The sequence below is a fragment of the Candidatus Dechloromonas phosphoritropha genome (assembly GCA_016722705.1).
Lineage (GTDB): Bacteria > Pseudomonadota > Gammaproteobacteria > Burkholderiales > Rhodocyclaceae > Azonexus > Azonexus phosphoritrophus.
This window is the reverse complement of record JADKGN010000001.1, coordinates 839,204-858,769: the sequence shown is the minus strand read 5'-3', so window position 1 is coordinate 858,769 and position 19,566 is coordinate 839,204. Positions and strand designations below refer to the sequence as shown.

18 protein-coding genes and 1 pseudogene are annotated in these 19,566 nt (G+C 60.3%); 9 read left to right on the top strand and 10 right to left on the bottom strand.

The genetic code is table 11. The features are described from left to right. Nucleotides 1-134 precede the first annotated feature (134 nt). Nucleotides 135-413, top strand: a complete 279-nt coding sequence (locus IPP03_04240; protein ID MBL0351911.1) for a polyhydroxyalkanoic acid system family protein — start codon at nt 135-137, stop codon at nt 411-413. On the opposite strand, the gene IPP03_04235 is transcribed toward IPP03_04240, so the two are convergent. Further along, entirely contained in the window at nt 410-667 is a 258-nt protein-coding gene (locus tag IPP03_04235; protein ID MBL0351910.1) for an acyl-CoA-binding protein, read from the bottom strand. The two genes, IPP03_04240 and IPP03_04235, sit on opposite strands and share 4 nt — an antisense overlap. A gap of 67 nt (nt 668-734) precedes the next feature. Here IPP03_04235 and IPP03_04230 point away from each other — a divergent pair, with 67 nt between their 5' ends. Further along, complete coding sequence (locus IPP03_04230; GenBank protein MBL0351909.1) at nt 735-2,195, top strand: wax ester/triacylglycerol synthase family O-acyltransferase; 1,461 nt, start codon at nt 735-737, stop codon at nt 2,193-2,195. A 114-nt stretch (nt 2,196-2,309) separates the two neighbouring features. Continuing rightward, nucleotides 2,310-3,171, top strand: a protein-coding gene (locus tag IPP03_04225; protein MBL0351908.1) for an IS5 family transposase whose coding sequence is annotated in 2 segments (ribosomal slippage) — nt 2,310-2,719 and nt 2,718-3,171 — 864 coding nt in all. Because the reading frame shifts where the segments join, the coding sequence is not laid out codon by codon here. A 4-nt stretch (nt 3,172-3,175) separates the two neighbouring features. On the opposite strand, the gene IPP03_04220 is transcribed toward IPP03_04225, so the two are convergent. Next, nucleotides 3,176-3,955, bottom strand: a complete 780-nt coding sequence (locus IPP03_04220; GenBank protein ID MBL0351907.1) for a hypothetical protein — start codon at nt 3,953-3,955, stop codon at nt 3,176-3,178. A 13-nt stretch (nt 3,956-3,968) separates the two neighbouring features. Beyond that, entirely contained in the window at nt 3,969-4,610 is a 642-nt protein-coding gene (locus tag IPP03_04215) for a TetR family transcriptional regulator (GenBank protein MBL0351906.1), read from the bottom strand. A gap of 159 nt (nt 4,611-4,769) precedes the next feature. On the opposite strand from IPP03_04215, the pseudogene IPP03_04210 reads away from it, so the two are divergent. Further along, nucleotides 4,770-6,019 (top strand): annotated as a pseudogene (locus IPP03_04210) (integrase). 402 nt (nt 6,020-6,421) lie between these two features. Here the strand turns inward: IPP03_04210 and IPP03_04205 are convergent. Beyond that, nucleotides 6,422-6,994: a phasin family protein gene (locus IPP03_04205; GenBank protein MBL0351905.1), complete on the bottom strand. Its 573-nt coding sequence runs from the start codon at nt 6,992-6,994 to the stop codon at nt 6,422-6,424. A 149-nt stretch (nt 6,995-7,143) separates the two neighbouring features. Here IPP03_04205 and IPP03_04200 point away from each other — a divergent pair, with 149 nt between their 5' ends. Next, nucleotides 7,144-9,135, top strand: a complete 1,992-nt coding sequence (locus IPP03_04200) for an SDR family oxidoreductase (protein ID MBL0351904.1) — start codon at nt 7,144-7,146, stop codon at nt 9,133-9,135. A 25-nt stretch (nt 9,136-9,160) separates the two neighbouring features. Continuing rightward, the gene (locus IPP03_04195) at nt 9,161-9,628 is read left to right on the top strand and encodes a peroxiredoxin (protein ID MBL0351903.1); all 468 of its coding nucleotides are present in this window, start codon (nt 9,161-9,163) and stop codon (nt 9,626-9,628) included. Between the two features lie 7 nt (nt 9,629-9,635). On the opposite strand, the gene IPP03_04190 is transcribed toward IPP03_04195, so the two are convergent. From IPP03_04190 to IPP03_04180, 3 genes are read right to left on the bottom strand one after another with little or no spacing between them, the layout of a single operon-like run. Then, nucleotides 9,636-10,574, bottom strand: coding sequence for an alpha/beta fold hydrolase (locus tag IPP03_04190; GenBank protein MBL0351902.1), 939 nt, complete (start codon nt 10,572-10,574; stop codon nt 9,636-9,638). After that, the gene (locus IPP03_04185) at nt 10,519-12,126 is read right to left on the bottom strand and encodes a GMC family oxidoreductase (GenBank protein ID MBL0351901.1); all 1,608 of its coding nucleotides are present in this window, start codon (nt 12,124-12,126) and stop codon (nt 10,519-10,521) included. The genes IPP03_04190 and IPP03_04185 overlap by 56 nt, the downstream gene beginning before the upstream one ends. Continuing rightward, a complete protein-coding gene (locus IPP03_04180) occupies nt 12,126-12,614 on the bottom strand; it encodes a hypothetical protein (protein MBL0351900.1) in 489 nt (162 codons plus the stop codon). Before IPP03_04180 ends, IPP03_04185 begins: the two co-directional genes overlap by 1 nt. Before the next feature lie 126 nt (nt 12,615-12,740). On the opposite strand from IPP03_04180, the gene IPP03_04175 reads away from it, so the two are divergent. Further along, nucleotides 12,741-13,469, top strand: coding sequence for a hypothetical protein (locus IPP03_04175; GenBank protein ID MBL0351899.1), 729 nt, complete (start codon nt 12,741-12,743; stop codon nt 13,467-13,469). On the opposite strand, the gene dnaQ is transcribed toward IPP03_04175, so the two are convergent. The 3 genes from dnaQ to IPP03_04160 are packed head-to-tail and all read right to left on the bottom strand — an operon-like array spanning nt 13,457 to nt 15,325. Continuing rightward, nucleotides 13,457-14,170 carry a DNA polymerase III subunit epsilon gene (gene dnaQ, locus IPP03_04170; GenBank protein ID MBL0351898.1) on the bottom strand — a complete coding sequence of 238 codons (714 nt, stop codon included), beginning with the start codon at nt 14,168-14,170 and terminating at the stop codon, nt 13,457-13,459. The genes IPP03_04175 and dnaQ overlap by 13 nt on opposite strands. Next, nucleotides 14,167-14,619, bottom strand: coding sequence for a ribonuclease HI (gene rnhA / locus IPP03_04165; GenBank protein MBL0351897.1), 453 nt, complete (start codon nt 14,617-14,619; stop codon nt 14,167-14,169). Before rnhA ends, dnaQ begins: the two co-directional genes overlap by 4 nt. Beyond that, complete coding sequence (locus IPP03_04160) at nt 14,609-15,325, bottom strand: class I SAM-dependent methyltransferase (protein MBL0351896.1); 717 nt, start codon at nt 15,323-15,325, stop codon at nt 14,609-14,611. Before IPP03_04160 ends, rnhA begins: the two co-directional genes overlap by 11 nt. A gap of 28 nt (nt 15,326-15,353) precedes the next feature. Between IPP03_04160 and gloB the strand changes: the two genes are divergently transcribed. Together gloB and IPP03_04150 are read left to right on the top strand one after the other, a co-directional pair. After that, on the top strand, nt 15,354-16,109 hold the full coding sequence (gloB, locus tag IPP03_04155; GenBank protein ID MBL0351895.1) for a hydroxyacylglutathione hydrolase: 756 nt from the start codon (nt 15,354-15,356) through the stop codon (nt 16,107-16,109). A gap of 118 nt (nt 16,110-16,227) precedes the next feature. Next, nucleotides 16,228-19,566: a DUF748 domain-containing protein gene (locus IPP03_04150; protein ID MBL0351894.1), complete on the top strand. Its 3,339-nt coding sequence runs from the start codon at nt 16,228-16,230 to the stop codon at nt 19,564-19,566.

The window sequence follows — 19,566 nt, the reverse complement described above, 5'->3', positions numbered from 1 at the left end:
CCCCGGAAAAATCCGTTAGTTTCCAACACATTGAAATCGGCAACACCTACGAACATCGTTTATGTGCTTTCTTTCAAGCAGTTAAAACTCATCACCCCGGACATCTCCGGACAGTAGTGCTGTAAACTATGAAGATGAGCGAAATACTGATCACCAAGAAACATCGCCTGACTGCGAAAAAGGCGCGAGCGGCCGCCGAGTTGGTTGCCGCCGACCTGGAAAAGGAATTCAATCTGGAGCACGAATGGGACGAGGAGGGTGTTCTGCATTTCGAGCGCATGGGCGTCCACGGGCAATTGACGCTTGGCAGAGGCGAGGTGACGATCCACATCCATCTCGGATTTTTGCTCAGACCGTTCAAGAGCGGACTTGAGCACGAAATCCACGACTACTTCGACGCGCGCTTCGCCTAGCCTTTCAGCTCCATGATCAGATCGACGTAAGCCTGCATCGCCGTATCCGACGAGGTGCCTTGCAGGGCTGCCCAAGCATCGTGCTTGGCGCGGCCGACCAAGTTGGTGAAGCCCGGACGTTTCCCCGTCGCATCTCCCTCGCTGGCCTGTTTGAAAAGGCCGTAGATCCGCAGCAGGGTCTGGTTATCGGGGCGTTCGGCGAGCATCTTTGAATCGGCAACGGCGTCGTCGAAGGCTGACTTGAGTTTGCTCATGGTCGCTGCTCCAAATTGTGTGGGAAACGACGGTATTATAGTCACCTGAATACTTACGGAGCTTCCGATGCCTTCACGCGAGCGCATCTCCAACGTCGACACAGCCTGGCTGCGCATGGATCGCCCGAGCAATCTGATGCAGATTGTCGGGATCATGCTGTTCGAGGGCAATCTGGATTTCGAGCGCCTCAGACTTGCCGTCGAGCAGCGCATGCTGACCCACCGCCGCTTTGTCCAATGCGTTGTCGCCGACGGAATGAGCTATTGCTGGCAGGATGACCCGGATTTCGATCTCGGCAACCACCTGCGTCGAGTGGTTCGCAGAGGCAGGCTGGGCAAGGCGGGACTGCAGCGTTTCGTCGCCGATCTCGTCGCCAAGCCCCTCGATCCCGGGCGGCCGCTGTGGGAGATGCTTGTGGTCGACACGGCCTTGGGCGGGCAGGCGCTCGTGCTGCGGATCCACCACAGCATCGCCGACGGGATCGCGCTGGTCGGCGTGGTCCTGGCGCTGGCGGACGGCACGTCAGGGATCACGGGCAGCCATGCGCCGTCACCGGTTGCCGGCGAGAATGACAATGAAGCCGAGCACGAAAATGATGTTTTCTGGCAGGTAATTTGGCGCCCCCTCGCCGACGCCGTGCGGGGCTCCGCACGCCTCGCGCTCGATCTGCGCGAGCGGTATGCTCCCCTGCTGTCCAATCCGGGGCAGATCATCGGCGTCGCCCGCGACGTTGCTGCGGAAATCGCAACGCTTACCCTCATGACGAACGACAGTCCGACACGCTTCAAGGGCAAGCCCGGGACCAGAAAGGAACTTGCCTGGTCGGAGCCGATTCCGCTGGCGGAGATCAAGGGAGTAGGCAAGGTGCTTGGCTGCTCGGTCAATGACTTGCTGCTGACGGCGGTTGCCGGGTCATTGCGCGCCTACCTGGTTGACCATGGCGACGACGTCGCTGGCGTCGAGATTCGCGCCATGGTTCCGGTCAACCTGCGTGGACCGGCTGACGTGGGCAAGCTGGGCAACCGCTTCGGCCTGGTAGCGCTGGAGTTGCCGGTGGGCATCGAGAATCCGCTGGCCCGCCTGTGTGAGGTTCGCAAGCGGATGGCGAGGCTGAAGGGTTCCTATCAGGCGGCGTTGACGCTGACCATTCTCGGAGTGGTCGGCATGCTTCCGAAGGTTGTCCAGAAGGCGGTACTTGATCTTCTGGCCAACAAGACGACGGCGGTCATGACCAATGTGCCGGGACCACCATCGGCGCTCTATCTGGCTGGCGCGAGGCTGCTCCAACCGTTGTTCTGGGTGCCGCAGTCGGGTGACATCGGGATGGGTGTCTCAATTCTCTCGTATGACGGAAAGGTGCAGTTTGGCCTGATGACCGACCACAAACTTGTTCCCGATCCTCAAGCCATCGTAGACCGCTTTGCCAGCGAGTTCGACAAGTTCCTGATGCTGGTGTTGATGGAGCCTTGGGAACGGCTCGGCGATCCTGACGCGGTGGCGGCGGCGCTGGCGGCGGAGTTGCCGTAAGGAGGCCGGGATTGCCACAGTCCGGAGTGCTTGACCACAGATAGCGTCGTCTTAGAACTTATCCGTAAATAGTGGATAATCACTGCCCATGCGCGAGAATTGCGTTTGGGGGAGATGATGGCAAAAGTGAAGTCATGGGAAGTGACCGAGGAATTCTGGAAGCGCGTTGAGCCACTGATTCCGATACGCCAGCGACTGGCAGATCGGAGTTACGTCCGCAAGGCTGGCGGGGGGCGCAAGCCCAAAGAGGCCAGGCTGGTCTTCGAGGCGATTGTTTATGTGCTGCGCACAGGTTGCCAGTGGAAGGCACTCCCGGCGGAGCGCTTTGGCAGTTCCAGTGCGATTCATGCCCGATTTCTGGCGTGGGAGAAGGCCGGGGTGTTTGAAGCCCTATGGAAGCGCGGGCTTGCCGAATACGACGACCTTGAAGGCATCGCCTGGCGCTGGCAAAGCATTGACGGCGCGATGATGAAGGCCCCCATGGCGCAATCAACCGTTGGACCCAATCCAACGGACCGGGGAAAAAAATGGGAGCAAGCGCCATTTGCTGGTGGACGGTCGTGGCGTCCCGTTGTCGCTCGTCGTGACCGGCGCCCATCGGCACGACGTCTCTCGGTTGGTGGCTGTGCTTGAGGCCATTGTCGTCAAGCGACCGTCGCCACCCAAGCGGCGAAGCAAACACCTTTGCGCTGACGCCGGCTACACCGGCGCGCCCGCATTGGCGATCATCGCGAAGCACGGCTACATCCCCCATGTCAAGGGGCGTGGACAAGAGGCCGGCGAACTCAAACGTGACCCCAGGAAGAAAGCCCGGCGCTGGATCGTCGAAGTGGCCCACAGCTGGTTCAACCGCTTCCGAAGATTGTTGGTGCGATACGAGAAGCTTGAGCGCAGTTTCTTGGCGCTCAACCACCTGGCCGCATCAATCATGGCGCTCAGAAAAATTAAACTAAAAGTGAATGTTATTTACGGATAAGTTCTTAGTCCACCAGTTCCCTGGCTGCCTCGAGGTCGAGCCTTTGCATGGCGTCGGCCGCGGTGCAGGCGGCCGCTTCTTGACGGAGTCTGTCGACGTCGCCCGAGCGCGAGCGACCGAACAGCAGAATGAGGCCGTTGGCGTATTCGGTATGGGCAATCGATGAGTCCGGGTTAAGTTCTAGCGCGGCACGAAAATGCTTTTCCGCCATGTCCTTCTTCGCGCCATAGGTAAGTCCGCCGACTATGCTTCCGACCTTGTCGATGATTTCCGCATGCCAGGTTCCGAGGGCGATGTTCGCATCGGCATGCCTGGGCTGAAGTTTCAGCGCCTGGTCGAGGCTGTGCCGGATCTTCCCGCCCAGACCCTGGGCCAGCGCCTTGACGATGGAAATTCCTTGACTGTAGCGGCCCAGCGCATAGGCATGGATGTACCAAGCGTTGGCATTCTTCGGTTCGGCTTCCTGCAATGCCACGCAGCGCTCGCAGATGTCCTGGAAAAGCTGCAATCGCGCCTGCTCGTCGTCCTCGAGATAATTGGCATGGATCATCGCCGCCTTGTTGGCCGCGTTGATGCCCGAGGAGCCAGCGTCCAGGCCGATGTCCACGGCTTTGGCAAAGTCGCCGGCGTGATAGGCGCGCCACGCATCCTGCGCGACGACGTTTTCGGGAAACGGCTCGCAGTCGCCACGGTGCAGGCGCTCCCAGTTTCTCGTGAGGGCCGCGCCGGCATACGAGAATGCCTTGTCGGGGTGCGGAAACTTCGTCCAGGCCTGTTTCTTCATGGTCTCGTGATATTCAATGATTATTGATGTATTCGGCCGAAAGTTTCTCCAGCAGGCTGCGCGCCTCACCTTGCAGGTAGGGGGCTGAGAGCGACATCACCTGATAGACGCCGCGTCCGATATCCGGTTGGCCGCGCGGGCGGCGGGCGTGCTCGAATGATAGCCAGAAGGTCGCGACGACCGTCATGTTAGTCGCCAGGGTGCTTATTTCGCTGGGTGTTGCGGTCAACACGCCCGAGGCGGCTAATCCTTCATAGACCCGGATGGTGGTTCTTTCCTTGCGCTCGAGAATACGCTGGAAATGCGTTTCGACGAGGCGATTGCGGGTCAGCAGATCGTTGATGTCGCGGTAGAAAAAGCGGAATTTCCAGATCGTCTCGAAGAGCAGGTGGAGAAACAGCCAGATGTCTTCGGTACTCAACGTCCGTCCGCCCGGCACCGTGAGCAGCGCCTCAATCTCCTTTTCGTAGTCGCCGAACAAGGAGTTGACGATTTCGTCCTTGTTGTGAAAGTGATAATAGAGATTGCCAGGGCTGATCTCCATTTCGTCGGCGATGACGGTCGTCGTCACGTTCGGCTCGCCGAAATCGTTGAAAAGCCTAAGTGCTGTTTCGAGAATGCGTTCCCGGGTGCGGCGTTTCGGCTTCTTTTCCATGTGGAGTCCCCCTCGATCTGTCGGAGAGAAAGCATACATCATGCGTGCCGAAGTCTGGTAATAGGAGTCTTTTCCAATATGGTATGAGTCTGAAGGGTGGGGTGTGTTTCCAACGAGGACTGAGTCTGAGCGGGGGTAAAAGGATCGATCATTCGGGGCATGGTGATCGACATGAACGAGAAGAAGCTGGTCATGCTGGAACAGTTGCGGGGATTTCTGGCGGCAACGCAGGAGGTCGAGTTTCAAGGATGTGGACAAGACGAAGAGCGCTACCGCCACATCGAAGCAGTGCTCAAGCGATTTGGCTATAGCCGGCTTGGGCGAGCGGACAAGGGGCTGGTGTTGCGCTACCTGGGGCGGACGACGGGCTATTCCCGCCAGCAACTGACGCGACTGGTCGCTCGATACCGGCGAGTCGGCCAACTGGCGAAAGCCTATCGGGCACCGAAGCACGGGTTTGTGCGTCGCTTCACCGAGTCCGACGTTGCTCTGCTGGCAGAAATTGACAGTCTGCACAGCACGCTTTCCGGTCCGGCGACGCGCTATCTCATGATGCGGGCGCTCACTATTTTTGGCGACACACGCTTTACGCGGTTAGCCACCATTTCGGTCAGCCATTTGTACAATCTGCGCAAACGCCGGGGCTACATCGATCGCCGACGGGTATTCACCAAGACCCGACCGACCGGTACGCCCATCGGCGAACGACGTGCGCCAACGCCCGACGCTTCATTCGCATCGACAGCGTGCATCAGGGCGATCAGGACGGCATCAAGGGCGTCTATCACATCAATGCTGTCGATTGCGTGACCCAGTGGGAGTTGGTCGCGACCTGCGAGAAGATCAGCGAAGCCTACCTGTTACCGGTCATCCAAGCCCTGCTGGCCGGCTTTCCCTTCCGCATTCTGGGCTTTCACGCCGACAATGGTTCAGAGTACATCAATCACACGGTGGCCAGGATGCTCACCAAACTGGCCGCCGAATTCACCAAGTCACGCCCTCGCCACTCCAACGACAATGACTTGGCCGAAACCAAGAACGGGGCGGTGGTCCGCAAGCATCTGGGGTACGCCCATATTCCGCAACGCTACGCAGTCGAGGTGAATGTCTGGTGTGCCGAGCACCTGAATCCCTATGTCAATTTCCACCGTCCCTGCCTGTTCGCGGAAACGATCACGGACAAAAAAGGCAAGACCCGCAAGCGCTATCCCCTGCGTCTGATCATGACGCCCTTCGAGAAGCTGGCCAGTGTGCCCGAGGTGATCGCCTTCCTGCGCCCGGACAGCACCCTCGATACCTTACGGACAACGGCTGCCGCGATGTCGGACAACGAGGCCGCCGAGCGGATGAATCAGGCGCGGCAGCAACTCTTTCTTTCCATCAACCAACGATCCAAAACCGCCGCTTGAAACAACTTACCGGAAAAAAACCCCCAACCCGCTCTGTGGATTTGTGGACAATTCACTGGCAAGAAACCGCCAGAGAACCGGGGCGCTGACCGTGGATAAGTCACCAACATCCGTGACTTGTCCACCGCACCTCCCTTTGCCCACAAGCCCCACAGACCACCTACGTTTTGATAGGAAATTCCAAAGTCAAAACCAGACGCTCAGACTCATACCTCTATTGGAATTGACTATAGGACGCCAGGCCGAGGTTGCCGGGAGAGGGTGCGGCGCCGCTCGAATGACGATCAACTGCAAGCCCTTCATGTGGCGATGACCCGGACATGAAAGATGCCCGGGCATAGCCGGGCATCCTTGTTGCTGTTCATCCTTTTCGGACGCTCCAAGGGCGTCCCGGATGGCTACTTAGGAAGCAGTTGCTGCACCAGCAGTGGCATCAGCGGACTCGGCCGGCGTCCGGGCGGCGACGCTTTTCGTGGCAGCCAACTTGCGAACCGGCGCTGCCTTGGTAACCGTGCCTTCCTGCGCGTCGCTCATCTTCTGGACCAGCGCCGTCAGTTCCGTGATGCGCTTGGTCAGTCTGTCGATGTCTCTCTTGGATGGTACGCCGAGGCTTGAAAGGGCGCGGGCAACGCGATCTTCGAAAACCTTCTCGAGACTGTCCCACTTACCACTGGCCTTGTCGGTCACGGCGGTAACCTTGCCGGTCACGGCCGCCACTTTGGCGTCCACGACCTTGCGCACGCCGGCCAGTTTGCCGTCGGCGGCGTTGCGTACGTCGGCGATCTTTTCGTCGGCGCTCTTGCGGGTCTTCTTCTGGATGGCTTCGCCTTCCTTGACCAGCGCGTCGAAAACCTTGGTGCCTTCTTCCTGGGTCTTGGAGAATGCACCGAGACCCGCCAACCAGATCTGTTGGGCGGATTCCTTGACTGTTTGAGTCAGTTGCTTCTCGGCAGGCGGGGTGACTTTCTTGACCATGTTCAACTCCTTCAAAGTAAAAGTTACGGCAGATTCATTCCCTGCCAACGAACCAAGTGTAGGATATTCCCCTAGAGGAGGCACACTAATTAAGTGGGCGAGCGACTCTAGAAAGGTCAGGCCATGCAACAGATATTTGGGAGAAGATAGTGCAGTATTTCATTACCGGAGCAACGGGTTTTATCGGCAGGCGCCTGGTCAGGAAGTTGCTGGGGCGCGACGACAGCACGGTATTCATTCTGATTCGCGAGTCCGAGAGAGACTCACTGCAGAGCCTTTATGAATTCTGGGGTTGTGATTCCAGCAAGGTGATTCCGGTGGTCGGCGATCTGACGCAGCCACTGCTTGGCGTTGCTGCGGTCGACTGCAAAAAACTGGGCAAAAAGACTACGCACTTCTTCCATCTGGCGGCGATCTACGATCTGAAGGCGGATGCCGCGAGCCAGCTCCGCGTCAATGTCGACGGGACCCGGAATGCAGTGCGGTTCGCCGAAGCGATAGGCGCCAGAAACTTTCACCTGTTCAGTTCGATTGCCTCCGCCGGCCTTTACGAAGGCCTTTTTCGCGAAGACATGTTCGACGAGGCGGAAGGGCTTGAACACCCGTATTTCAGGACCAAGCACGATTCGGAAGGGATCGTCCGCCGCGAGTGCGGCATTCCCTGGCGCGTCTATCGGCCGGCGCTCGTGGTCGGCGATTCGCGTACCGGCGAGATGGACAAGATCGACGGTCCATACTACTTCTTCAAGCTGATCCAGAGACTGCGCAAGATACTGCCGTCGTGGATGCCGACGATCGGTATCGAGGGCGGCCGGATCAATGTGGTGCCGGTCGACTTCGTGATCAACGCGGTGGACCATATCGCCCACCTCAAAGGTGAGGACGGCAAGTGCTTTCATCTCGTCGACCCGACACCGATGCGCGTCGGCGACCTGCTCAATACCTTCGCTCGCGCCGCGCATGCGCCCGAGATGTCGATGCGCATCAACGCCGCGCTGTTCAGCTTCATTCCGCGTCAGATACGCAAGAGCCTGATGGCGCTGACCCCCGTACGCCGCATCCGCGGCGCCATACTGAAGGATCTTGGGCTGCCCGATGAGATCTTTCGCTTTGTCAATTACCCGACCCGCTTCGACTGCCGCGAAACGACGCGGGCGCTGAAGGGAACGGGTATTGCGGTGCCGCGCCTGGAAGACTACGCTTGGCGCTTATGGGACTACTGGGAGCGCCACCTCGATCCCGATCTCTCCGTCGATTTCAGTCTGCGCGGTCAGGTTGACGGTCGCGTGGTGCTCGTTACTGGCGCTTCGTCGGGCATCGGCAAGGCGACTGCCTGGAAGCTCGCCGAAGCTGGCGCGCACGTCGTCACCATCGCCCACGACAAGGAGCAACTAGACGAAACGGTGTGCGAGTTCGAGGCCGCCGGACTTAAGCTCCATGCCTATTTCGGCGACCTTTCCGACATGGCCTCCGGCGAGGCCCTGACGCGGCAGGTGGTGGCCGACCATGGTGTCGTTGATATTCTGGTCAACAATGCCGGTCGTTCGATCCGCCGCGCCATCGAGAATTCCTTCGAGCGCTTCCATGATTACGAGCGCACGATGCAACTCAACTATTTCGGCTGCCTGAAGGTTACGATGACTGTCCTGCCGGGGATGATCCAGCAGAAGCGCGGCCACATCCTCAACATTTCGTCGATTGGCGTGCTGACCAATGCGCCCCGCTTCTCGGCCTATGTCGCGTCGAAATCGGCGCTCGATGCGTGGACACGCTGTGCCGCTTCCGAGTTTGCTGATCGCGGTATCCACTTCACGACGATCAACATGCCGCTGGTCAAGACCCAGATGATCGCGCCCACCAAACTCTACGATCAGGTGCCGACGCTGACGCCGGAAGAAGCGGCGGAACTGATCTGCGAGGCGATCATTCACAAGCCGGTGCGCGTGGCCAGTCGCCTTGGCATCTTCGGTCAGACGTTGCACGCGCTGGTTCCACGTGTAGCGCAGATCATCATGAACACGACTTTCCGTATGTTCCCGGATTCGGAAGCCGCGAAAAGGAAGGAGGCCGGCGCGTTACCGAGCGAGCCCTCGGCCGATCAGGTAGCCTTCCAGCAAGTCATGCGCGGGATCTATTTCTGATGACAACTCACCTCAAGGATTTCTGATGACAACCCATCTCAAGGCCGGTGATCCGGCGCCGGACTTCGCAGCGCCGGCAACCGACGGCAGCATCCTGCGACTGGAGGATTTTCGCGGCCGCAAACTGGTCATGTATTTCTATCCGATGGACAGTACGCCCGGCTGCACCAAGCAGGCGTGCAGCCTGCGCGATGCGAACGCCGAGATTGCCGCCAGGGGAGCGGCAATTCTGGGAGTCTCGGCGCAAGGCACGGAGTCCCACCAGCGCTTCACGGAAAAGTTCAACCTGAACTTTCCGCTGCTGGCCGACACCGACCTGACCGTGGCAAAGGCCTACGGCGTCGCCGGATCAGGGCTGGGTGGTTTGCTGCGCAGCGTGGCGGGGGTCAGCGAGCGGGTCACCTTCATCATCGACGAGAAAGGTCGCATCAATCACGTGATTGACGACCCCGACTGCCCGGATCATGGTACGGAGGTCCTGGCGGCCCTTTGAGAACGCCTTAACGGCAGGCGGCAATCAGTTCGGTCGTCGTGCGCTTGGCGAGGAGGACGGCCAGATGGCCGATTCCTTCAAGTGCCACATCAATTGCTCCGGGCAGGCGCTGGTTGTCCTGAGGCATGACGAAGTTGTCGTGCGGGGTACGGATTGCGACGGCGGGAACCGGCAAGCCTGCCCGGGCGAGGTCTTTCAGCCATCGGGAGCCGGGTTCCATTTCGCGGGCATTTTTTCCGACGCCTATGCGCGCCAGTTCGCTGCCTGAATGGGGTGAGGCGATCGTGACCAGTCGTTCGACCCGGTCGCTGCCGTGACGTGCCAGATAGGATCGACAGACCAGTCCGCCCATGCTGTGGGCGACCAGAACGACCCGGTCGGCGCCGGTGTCCTTGCACACCGTTTCGATTCGCTGACCGAGCAGGGGCACCAATTTGTCTATGCTGGTGTAGGGTGGGACAAGGCTGACCGTCGCGACCGTGTGGCCGGCCGTCTCGAGCCGATGTCGCATCAGCCACCAGACACCGCGACTGCAGTTGTAGCCGTGCACGAGAAGCAGTGGTCGCGAGCAGGGCCGCATGCGGTCGCGCCCCATCCAGAGACGCTCGAAGGGGAGGATGAGCACGAAAATCAGCAGGAACGCCAGATACTCGCCGATGATCATGTGCAAAGACTCACCGATTGTGAGCGTGCGCGCCGGCGAAGGGTAGGCGCGGGCGAAGGCCCAGGTGGTGGCGATGACAACCGCGCGCAGGGCGAAAATCGCACCGGCCGCCACGATTGCGGAAGCCGCCCACGACGTCTCGAGAAAGTGGTGGGCGAGTGTTGCTTGGATGGTCAGTTCAGCAAGGAGCGAAATCAGGAGCGCGAGGGGAACCACTTTTCGCTTCTCAGAGAATTGCCGGGCGCGGCCTGCCGGCAAGAGCGGCGGCCAACAGCGAGGCATTGCGCGCCACGAGGCCATAGATCGAAAGTTGCGGATTGGCGCCGATGCTGGTTGGGAACAGCGAGCCATCGAGGACCGAAAGGTTGTCGATCTGGAAATGGCGGCCTTCGTCGCTGACCACGCCGCGCTCCGGTGCATCGGCCATGGCGCAACCCCCCATAACGTGTGCGCTGACGACACGGCAGCGCAGGGGGGCGAGCGACAGGTCGGCGATACCCTGTTTCGCCTCGCTCCAGGTCTTGTAGCCAGTTGCTGATTCATGAACCGGCGTCACCCATTTCGCGCCGGCGGCAAACTGGATTTCGGCCATCACCAGCAGTGCACGCCGTGCTGCTTCCCAGAACGTCTCGTTGAGCGGGTAATCGAGCAGCGGCGACCCGTCGTCGCGGAGCTTCACGCGGCCGCCCTGGCTTTCCGGATGGAAGCCGTCACGGACCAGTGCCAGCAGAGTCTGGCTGTTGGCAAACTCGCGCATCAGTCTGGCATGGGCTTCACCCCAGCCCTGCAGGGTCGTCGCGAAGAGGACCGGATGCAGCGGCGGGGCTTCGAGTTTGAAGCCCAATGGACCGTCGACCGCAGCCTGCTTGAGAAAATGATCGGAGTAGACCGACTGCGGCGCACCGGCATAGGCCCTGATCGGGGTGTCGAAAAGCGCGGCAGAGACAAGTGTCGGGTGGAGAAATGTGCGCTTGCCAAGGACGCCATGCGGGTCGATGGCCTTGCTGCGCATCAGCAGGGCAGGTGAGTTGATCGCACCGCCCGACAGAACGAAATGACGGGCGCGGAGCTTGACCCTGATGCCACTCGGGTGCAGTCCGTCGGCCTTCAGCGCGAGACCGTCGAGTCCCGTGACTTTGTTGCCGGAAAACTCGAGTTTCTCGGCGCGCAGCAATGAAATCAGGGTTGCTCCCCGACTCAGTGCGGCGGGAATCGTCGTCAGCAGCATCGACTGCTTGGCATTTGTCGGGCAGCCCATGCCGCAGTAGCCCAGATCCCAGCACATCTTTACGTTGCGCGGGATCACGGCGACCGGGATGCCGAGCTTTTCGGCGCCGCGCGCCAGCACGGCGTTGTTTTCATTCGGCGGTAGGGGCCATAGGCCAACATGCAGGCGCTGCTCCATTGCCGCGAACCAGGGTGCCATGGCCTCGACCGACAGATTCTTGAGACCGTGTGCCGTCTGCCACCAGTGCAGGGTGGGCGGCGGCGTACGGAAGCTGCTGGTCCAGTTGACGGTAGTCGAACCGCCGACGCATCGGCCCTGAAGAATCTTGATCGCCTTGTCGGTGGTCAGGCGGCTGGCAGATTCCTGATAGAGCGCCGGGTAGGCTTCGGACTCGAGCATCTTGAAGTCGCTGCTCGTCCTGAGCGGGCCTTCCTCGACGATGATGACCTTGAGGCCGGCTTCCGAGAGCAGTTCGGCGGTCACGCCGCCACCGGCGCCACTGCCGACGATGACCACGTCGGCCTCGAGCATCTGGTCGGCGGCCAGCGTGGAAGCATCGATGTGGTTCCAGCCGGCTGCGAGTCCTTCACGGAACGGGTCGCGCATCATTCCACCTTTGGCGGGCCGGGGTAGTTAATGGCCGTCCATGTGTCCGGCCGGGCATACCAGGCGCTGAATATGAGGTCATGCAGGGCGGCATAACCCGATTTGAGCAGATCGAAGCGGCTGTTGCGCCAGCTTTCGAGGAATTTCCCGATCGATTCCGGCGAGGCATCTGGCCACGGGGACCAGATGCCGGCGACAATCATTCGGGTTGGGGTGAAGCTCAGCAGGTCGAACAACTCGCCAACTTCCCTTTGGGTGGCGAGTGACAGTCCGGCAATGGCCTTATCAACGCCGGCGATGGTGCGGGCGATCAACTCAGGGCGCGTCACGCCGCTGGGTGGCAGGGCGCCGTTGAGAAACACAGGAATCAGTGCCGTCAGCACCATCGTCCGCCCATCGCCGCCCTCCGCAGGGCGGGTGCAACCGGCGACGTTAAGCAGCAGCGCGCCAGCGATGCCAGTCTTGAGAAACTCGCGACGCGTCGTCATGAAGCCAAACCCTCAAGCATCGTTTCGCTTATCTGAAATGGACCAGAGCAGTTTAGGTTGCTTGACCGGATGGACCTAGGCAAACGCTTCTAAACGATGGTCGGCAGTTTTTGCCATAATTAGACAATGAGCAGCGATGTACATTCAGACCTCGATCGGGCAACCTGCTCGGCAGCTCTGGCCGCCTTCATCAGCGAAGCGTGCGACCTGCGTCGTGCCGCGGCGGTCGACCCGGTGAGTGAGCGGCGGCGGGCGAATCTGCGCACTTGGCAAGCCGCCAGGCTGACGCGAACGTACGCCGATCTGTTGGCCAGCGAGCGTTTCGGCGAGGCTGCTGAATTCTTCCTGTCTGATCTCTACGGTCCGAAGGATTTCGGTGAGCGCGATACCGAACTCGAGCGCATTCTGCCGCTGATGACTAGCATATTGCCGGTCTCCGGCCTCAGCACACTACTGCTGGCGATCGAGGTCGATGCGCTTTCCGAGCGTTTCGATGCGGCGATGGTTGGCGTGCTCGGGGCGCAACTCGATACCCCGGAGATCAGCGATGACGCTTATGCCGCTGCCTACCGTGAAGTTGGCGACCGTCCGGGGCGCGAAACGCAGATTCGCCTGATCGGCCAAACCGGCGAGGCGCTTGACGCGTTTGCGCGAAAACCCTTCGTGCGGATGGCGCTGACGATGATGCACGGACCGGCAAAGCTGGCGGGCCTCGGTGAGTTGCAGGTCTTCCTCGAGCGCGGTTTCGACGCATTCCGGACCATGCGCGGTGCCTCCCAGTTCATCGATTTCATTGTCAACCGCGAGCGTGAATTCTCCGCTGCGATGTTCACGGGTGGGACTCAGCCGTTCTGACCGATTGCGGCCAGCCACAGGCAGCCGCCCCTGGTTTCCCTGTTGATGACCGCCAGTACTCGCTCATGGTCGGCCAGTTCCTCGGCGTCGGGCCGACGAACCAGCAGCGGCTTGCGTTCGGTTTGCCGGCCGCCCTTGCCGGCATGGGCGCGCGGCACAGGGTCGGGTTCGATCAGCAGCGTATTCTGGCCGCGTGTCATTGCCAGGAAAACCTCGGATAACAGTTCGGTGTCTAGCAGGGCACCGTGCAGTGTCCGCTGCGAATTGTCGATTGCGTAACGTTCGCACAAGGCGTCGAGGCTGTTGCGTTTGCCGGGGTGAAGTTCCCTGGCCATCTTTAGCGTGTCGGTGACGCCGTTGCAAAGGGTCTCGACCGGTACCCGGTCGAGACGGGCCAGTTCGGCGTTGAGAAAGCCAATATCGAACGGAGCGTTATGGATGATCAGTTCGGCACCATTGATGAATTCGAGAAACTCGTCGACGATATCGACGAACCTCGGCTTGTCGGCCAGGAACTCGAGTGTAATGCCGTGGACCGTGGCCGCGCCCTCGTCGATTTCGCGCTCAGGGTTGACGTACTTGTGCAGATGGCGGCCGGTAAGCCGGCGATTCAACATTTCGATACCGGCGACTTCGATGATGCGATGACCGTGCCGCGGGTCGAGGCCGGTGGTTTCCGTGTCGAGGACGATCTGTCTCATCCTGTTTCCTCAAGTTCGTCGATCCCGCGGTTGGCGAGGGCGTCGGCGCGTTCGTTTTCGGGATGGCCGGCGTGGCCCTTGACCCAGATCCACTGGAGTTTGTGCGGCTTGCTCACGGTGTCGAGCTCCTGCCAAAGATCGACATTCTTGACCGGTTTCCGGTCTGCTGTCTTCCAGCCATTGCGCTTCCAGCCATGTATCCACTCGCTGATACCCTTCAGCACGTATTGCGAGTCGGTATGGACGCAGCCGGCCACCGGTCGTTTCAGCGCTTCCAGCGCGCGAATGGCAGCGGTCAGTTCCATCCGGTTGTTGGTCGTGTTCGGCTCGCCGCCCCACAATTCCTTCTCGTTTGTCGCTTGGCGGAGGATCGCTCCCCAGCCGCCGGGTCCCGGGTTGCCCCGGCAGGCGCCGTCAGTGAATATCTCCACCCTGTCGTCAGCGGCCATGACCTTCCTTTTGCGCCACCGGCCGCAGAGCCTTGCTGCCGACAGCCTTCTTGCGCCAGTTCGGGGTAATCAGGCGCATCGCGTGAGTGCGCTTGATTGCATGGAGCAGATAGACACCGCCGGGGAATCCCCACCAGCGCCCGCCGGCTCTCTCCATGAAGTGCCAGCGCTTGAGCCAGGCGTTCTGGTCGCAGGGCGGGACATGGCAGCCGGGAACGGGGCGGTCGACCTCGAAGCCGAGGAGTTGCAGCCAGTCCTTGAGGCGCGTCAGGGAAAGGTAGCTGCCATGCCACGGAAAGCTGCCGCTGCGGTCGAAGCGGTTGCGTAGTCCCCACAGGGAAATTGGATTGAAGCCAAGGATGATCAGGTGGCCCTCGGGGATCAGGATGCGCTCGACCTCGCGCAGGATCTGATGGGCGTCCATGCTGAATTCGAGTACGTGAGGCAGCACGACGAGATCGGTGCTGTGCGATGCGAAGGGCAGGGCGGCGAGTTCGCAGAGGACATCGACGGTGCCGGAATCACCGGCCTTCTGGCGCAATGGAATTCGGTTGGCGCGGAGAAAATCGGACTGCGGCAGGCCAAGTTGTAGCGCATTGAAGCCAAAGACATCAGTAATCGCGCTATCCACGGTGGCCGATTCCCACTCCGAAACGTAGCGGCCCTGCGCTGTTTCCAGCCAGTGCTCGAGGCCGGGAATTGACATCCGGCTTGCTACGCTCGATAGTTCCAGCATGTTCGAAATTTTACTCATTCCCGCATTCAACGATAACTACATCTGGCTGCTGGTCCGTGACGGACGTGCGGCGGTGGTCGATCCTGGAGACGCCGCACCGGTTATCGCCCGGCTCGAGGCGCTGCGATTACATCTCGACGCCATCCTGGTCACCCACCACCATGCCGACCACCAAGGCGGCGTGCCTGAACTCGTCGAGCGCTGGCATCCCCGGGTTTTCGGGCCGGAGAAAGAGTCTATCACAGGCTGCACCGACCCCTTGAGTGGCGGCGAGAAGATCGAGGTGCTGGGCCAGAGCGTGGACGTATTGCCGGTTGGCGGTCATACCCGCGCTCATGTTGCCTACCTTGTCCCGGGCGCCGTGTTTTGCGGGGATACCTTGTTCGGCGCCGGTTGCGGTCGACTTTTCGAGGGAACGCCGGCGCAGATGTGCGCCTCGCTGGCCCGTCTCGCGGCGCTGCCGGATGAGACGAAAATCTATTGTGCCCACGAATACACCGAGAACAACCTGCGCTTCGCCCTCGCCGTCGAGCCGCGGAGCATCCCGCTACGCGAGCGGGTTGAGCGCGTTGCACGAATCCGGGCGGCCGGGTTGCCGTCGATTCCGAGCACGCTGCGCGAAGAAAAGGAAACCAATCCTTTCCTGCGCTGTGAAGAGCCTGCCGTGATCGCGGCTGCACGGGTACATGGTGCGGTCGACGCGTCCCCGGAGGCTGTTTTTGCTGCCATTCGCGGCTGGCGGAATACTTTCTAGCGGGTGAATTTCGTCCCCGGCCAGCGCCTACCCCGGTACTGATGGTCGTCCCGGGGCTAAGCGACCGGGGCTTGATGTGCTAAATTAGTTTCCAACAGCGAAACTGCGGCGGATCATCATGACAGAACAGCTTTCCGGGAAATCTTCAAAAGTTTCGGGTGCCGTGGCGGCGCTTAAGGGGCCGCGCGCCCGTCGTATCGCACTCTGGCTGATCGGGATCATCGTCGGATTCGGCGTACTCGGCTATTTCGCGGCACCGCCATTGATCAAATGGCAACTGGAAAAGCAGCTTTCAACAGTGTTGAAGCGCCAGGTCACGGTTGGAAAGATCAACATCAGCCCTTACGCCCTCTCGGCAAGGGTTACAGATGTTGCGGTCAAGGCCGATGACGGCAGGGAGGTTGCTGGTTTCGACGAACTGCTCGTCAATCTTTCGAGCTTTTCGCTCTTCCAGCTTGGCCTCGTGGTGGACGAAATCCGCCTGCAGGGGCCGCGTCTCGCCGTAGCGCGCCTCGCCGATGGCAAGTATGACATTTCTGATCTGCTCGACGAATGGCTGAAGCCGAGCGAGCCGTCGCCGACGCCGCGCTTCTCGATCAACAACATCCAGATTATCGGCGGCAAGGTGGTGTTCGAGGATCAGCCGGTCGGCAAGGTGCATACGGTCAGCGATATCAACCTCGGGGTACCATTCATTTCGAGCTTGCCCTATCAGGCGAAAATCGTCGTCGAGCCGAGCTTTTCCGCTGCCTTCGACGGCTCGCCGCTGGTGCTCAAGGGCAGAAGCACCGAAATTTTCGAAGGCAATCTCGAAAGTGATCTCAACCTCGACCTCGAACACCTTGACCTAGCCGGATTCCAGCCTTACCTGCCCAGTGCCGTGCCGATCAGATTGAAATCCGGTTCGCTCGACACCGAGTTGCGCTTCGTTTTCAAGGAACTCTCCGACAAGGTGTTTTCGCTGACCGTGGTTGGCAGCGCCCATATTTCCGATTTCGCTCTGAATGCTGCGAACGGTGCGCCCTTGCTGGCCTGGAAGCGTCTCGATGTCGATGTCGAGAACGGTGATCTGATCAATCGTCGCTTCGACATCAAGCGCGTCCTGCTCGACGGCATTGACGCGTTCGTTGCGGTCAACAAGGCGGGCGAGATGAATTGGTTGCAGCTGGGCGAGCAGATCGCCAAGGGTGCCGCCAGTGGCGAAGAAGCGGCACCAGCGGCACCAGCGGCACCGCCAGCTAAACCGCCCGAATGGAGCATCGGGGAGATTCGCCTGAGCAACGGGAAAATGCATTGGCAGGACGAGTCGAACGTTCGTCCGATGCAGGGCGAACTGCTTGACCTTAATGCCGTGGTCGGCAAGATCGAAAGCACCATGGGCAGCCCGATCGAAGTTGCCGAGGTGACGTATCGGGTCGATCTCGGCGAGCGCTTGAACGTTGACCGCAGTACGCTGAAGGGTATCCGCGTGGACTTGCACGCACACCGCATCGACGTGGCCGAGGCCAGTTACCACAAACTGCGGGGATTGCTGGTGCGTAACAAGGAAGGCCAGCTCGAATGGGTCAGTTCGCCAATCCTGAAAACCGCCCGCAAGGCGCGCGAGGAATTGTCGGACGAACGGCCATGGTTCGCCACCATAGCGAAACTGGATGTCGATGATCTGGCGCTGCGTTTCGAGGACAAATCGACCAACCCGGCCGCCGTGCAGACCATCGACGGATTCAACCTCTCGGCGGAGAATCTGTCGACCGAACCCGAAAAGAAGGGAAGCGTGTCGCTGAAGAGCCGGATCAACCAAAAAGGCAGCCTCAAGCTTGCTGGCAGCGTGCAGTTGATACCGCTGGCAATTGCCTTGAAGGTGGACACTGAGGCGATCCCGTTGCTGCCGTTGCAGCCCTATTTCTCCAACTACCTGAATATTGCGCTGACGCGCGGTCAGGTTTCCAGCAGTGGTGAACTGACCGCCGGGATGGGCAAGGAAGGCTTGATCGGCGCCTACAAGGGATCGTTCACGCTGGGCGACCTGCTGGCGGTCGACAAGCAAAACAACACGGATTTTCTCAAGTGGAAATCATTTTATGTGGGCGGAATCGACTTCCGACTGCAACCGCTGGCGGTCAATGTCGGTGAAGTGGCGCTGAGCGATTTCTACTCGAAGCTGGTCCTGAGCAAGGCAGGCCGGCTGAACCTGCAGGATATCGTTCGCCAACCCGAGGGTGCTGCCGGCGATACGAAGCAGGCAGCAGCGACGCCGAAAAAATCGGCGCCGTTGCCTATCCGGATCGCCAAGGTGACATTGCAAGGGGGCACCGTCAATTTCTCCGACTTTTTCGTCAAGCCCAACTATACAGTCAACGTGACCAAGGTGGCCGGGCGCGTGACCGGTCTGTCTTCGGCCGCCGATACCGTTGCCGATCTCGATTTGCGTGGCAGATATGCCGGTTCGGCATCAGTGCAGGTGGCAGGCAAGCTGAATCCGCTGGCGGCCAAGTCATTCCTCGACATCAAGGCCGAAGTGAGCGGCGTCGATCTTGTCCCGTTATCGCCGTATGCCGGAAAATACGCCGGCTACAACATTGACAAGGGCAAGCTGTCGCTCAACGTCGCCTACAAGCTGGAAAACAACAAGCTGGCGGCTGAAAACCGGCTCTTCATCGATCAGTTGACCTTCGGTGACAAGGTGGAGAGTCCGGATGCCACCAAGTTGCCGGTCAATCTGGCAATCGCATTGCTCAGGAACAACCGCGGCGAGATCGAACTCAACCTGCCGATCTCGGGATCGCTCGACGATCCAGAATTCTCGGTGGGCGGGCTGATCGTCAAGGTGATCATCAATCTCTTCGTCAAGGCCGTGACTTCGCCCTTCGCGCTGCTCGGCTCGATGTTCGGTGGCGGCGAGGAGTTGTCGAACATCGAATTCGGACCGGGGCGCGCCGGTCTCGGTGACGTGGCGACCAAGCGCCTTGAGTTGTTGGCCAAGGCGCTTGCCGAACGCGATTCGCTCAAGCTCGAGGTTACCGGCCGAGCCGATCCCGAAGTCGACAAGGAAGGCCTCAAGCGGGTGGCCATGGAACGTGCGGTCAAGGCCGAGAAGCTCAAGGAACAGATCAAGAAGGGTGCGGAAGGTGGATCCCTCGATACGGTCGAGATCGACCCGGCAGAATATCCGGAGTACCTGAAACGCGCCTACAAGGAAGCCAAGTTCCCGAAGCCGCGTAACGTGATCGGAATGCAGAAGGACCTGCCGGTGGAGGAAATGGAGAAACTGATGCTGGCCAACCTGCCAGCCGGCGATGATGACGTCAAGGAACTTGCGCTGCAGCGGGCGGAGAATGTTCAGGCTTGGTTGATCGAGCAGGGCAAGGTTCCTACCGAACGCATCTTTCTCGTGCCGCCCAAGCGCGGTGCGGACGACAAGGGCAACGGCAGCCGCGTCGACTTCTCGCTGCGCTAG

Coding starts and splice junctions, on each gene's coding strand:
- IPP03_04230 (MBL0351909.1), top strand. CDS start 735: ATGCCTTCACGCGAGCGCATCTCCAACGTCGACACAGCCTGGCTGCGC.
- IPP03_04150 (MBL0351894.1), top strand. CDS start 16,228: ATGACAGAACAGCTTTCCGGGAAATCTTCAAAAGTTTCGGGTGCCGTG.
- rnhA (MBL0351897.1), bottom strand. CDS start 14,619: ATGGCCGCTGACGACAGGGTGGAGATATTCACTGACGGCGCCTGCCGG.
- IPP03_04160 (MBL0351896.1), bottom strand. CDS start 15,325: ATGTCAATTCCCGGCCTCGAGCACTGGCTGGAAACAGCGCAGGGCCGC.
- IPP03_04220 (MBL0351907.1), bottom strand. CDS start 3,955: ATGAAGAAACAGGCCTGGACGAAGTTTCCGCACCCCGACAAGGCATTC.
- gloB (MBL0351895.1), top strand. CDS start 15,354: ATGTTCGAAATTTTACTCATTCCCGCATTCAACGATAACTACATCTGG.
- IPP03_04180 (MBL0351900.1), bottom strand. CDS start 12,614: ATGACGACGCGTCGCGAGTTTCTCAAGACTGGCATCGCTGGCGCGCTG.
- IPP03_04240 (MBL0351911.1), top strand. CDS start 135: ATGAGCGAAATACTGATCACCAAGAAACATCGCCTGACTGCGAAAAAG.
- IPP03_04185 (MBL0351901.1), bottom strand. CDS start 12,126: ATGCGCGACCCGTTCCGTGAAGGACTCGCAGCCGGCTGGAACCACATC.
- dnaQ (MBL0351898.1), bottom strand. CDS start 14,170: ATGAGACAGATCGTCCTCGACACGGAAACCACCGGCCTCGACCCGCGG.
- IPP03_04195 (MBL0351903.1), top strand. CDS start 9,161: ATGACAACCCATCTCAAGGCCGGTGATCCGGCGCCGGACTTCGCAGCG.
- IPP03_04190 (MBL0351902.1), bottom strand. CDS start 10,574: ATGCCTCGCTGTTGGCCGCCGCTCTTGCCGGCAGGCCGCGCCCGGCAA.
- IPP03_04175 (MBL0351899.1), top strand. CDS start 12,741: ATGAGCAGCGATGTACATTCAGACCTCGATCGGGCAACCTGCTCGGCA.
- IPP03_04235 (MBL0351910.1), bottom strand. CDS start 667: ATGAGCAAACTCAAGTCAGCCTTCGACGACGCCGTTGCCGATTCAAAG.
- IPP03_04205 (MBL0351905.1), bottom strand. CDS start 6,994: ATGGTCAAGAAAGTCACCCCGCCTGCCGAGAAGCAACTGACTCAAACA.
- IPP03_04215 (MBL0351906.1), bottom strand. CDS start 4,610: ATGGAAAAGAAGCCGAAACGCCGCACCCGGGAACGCATTCTCGAAACA.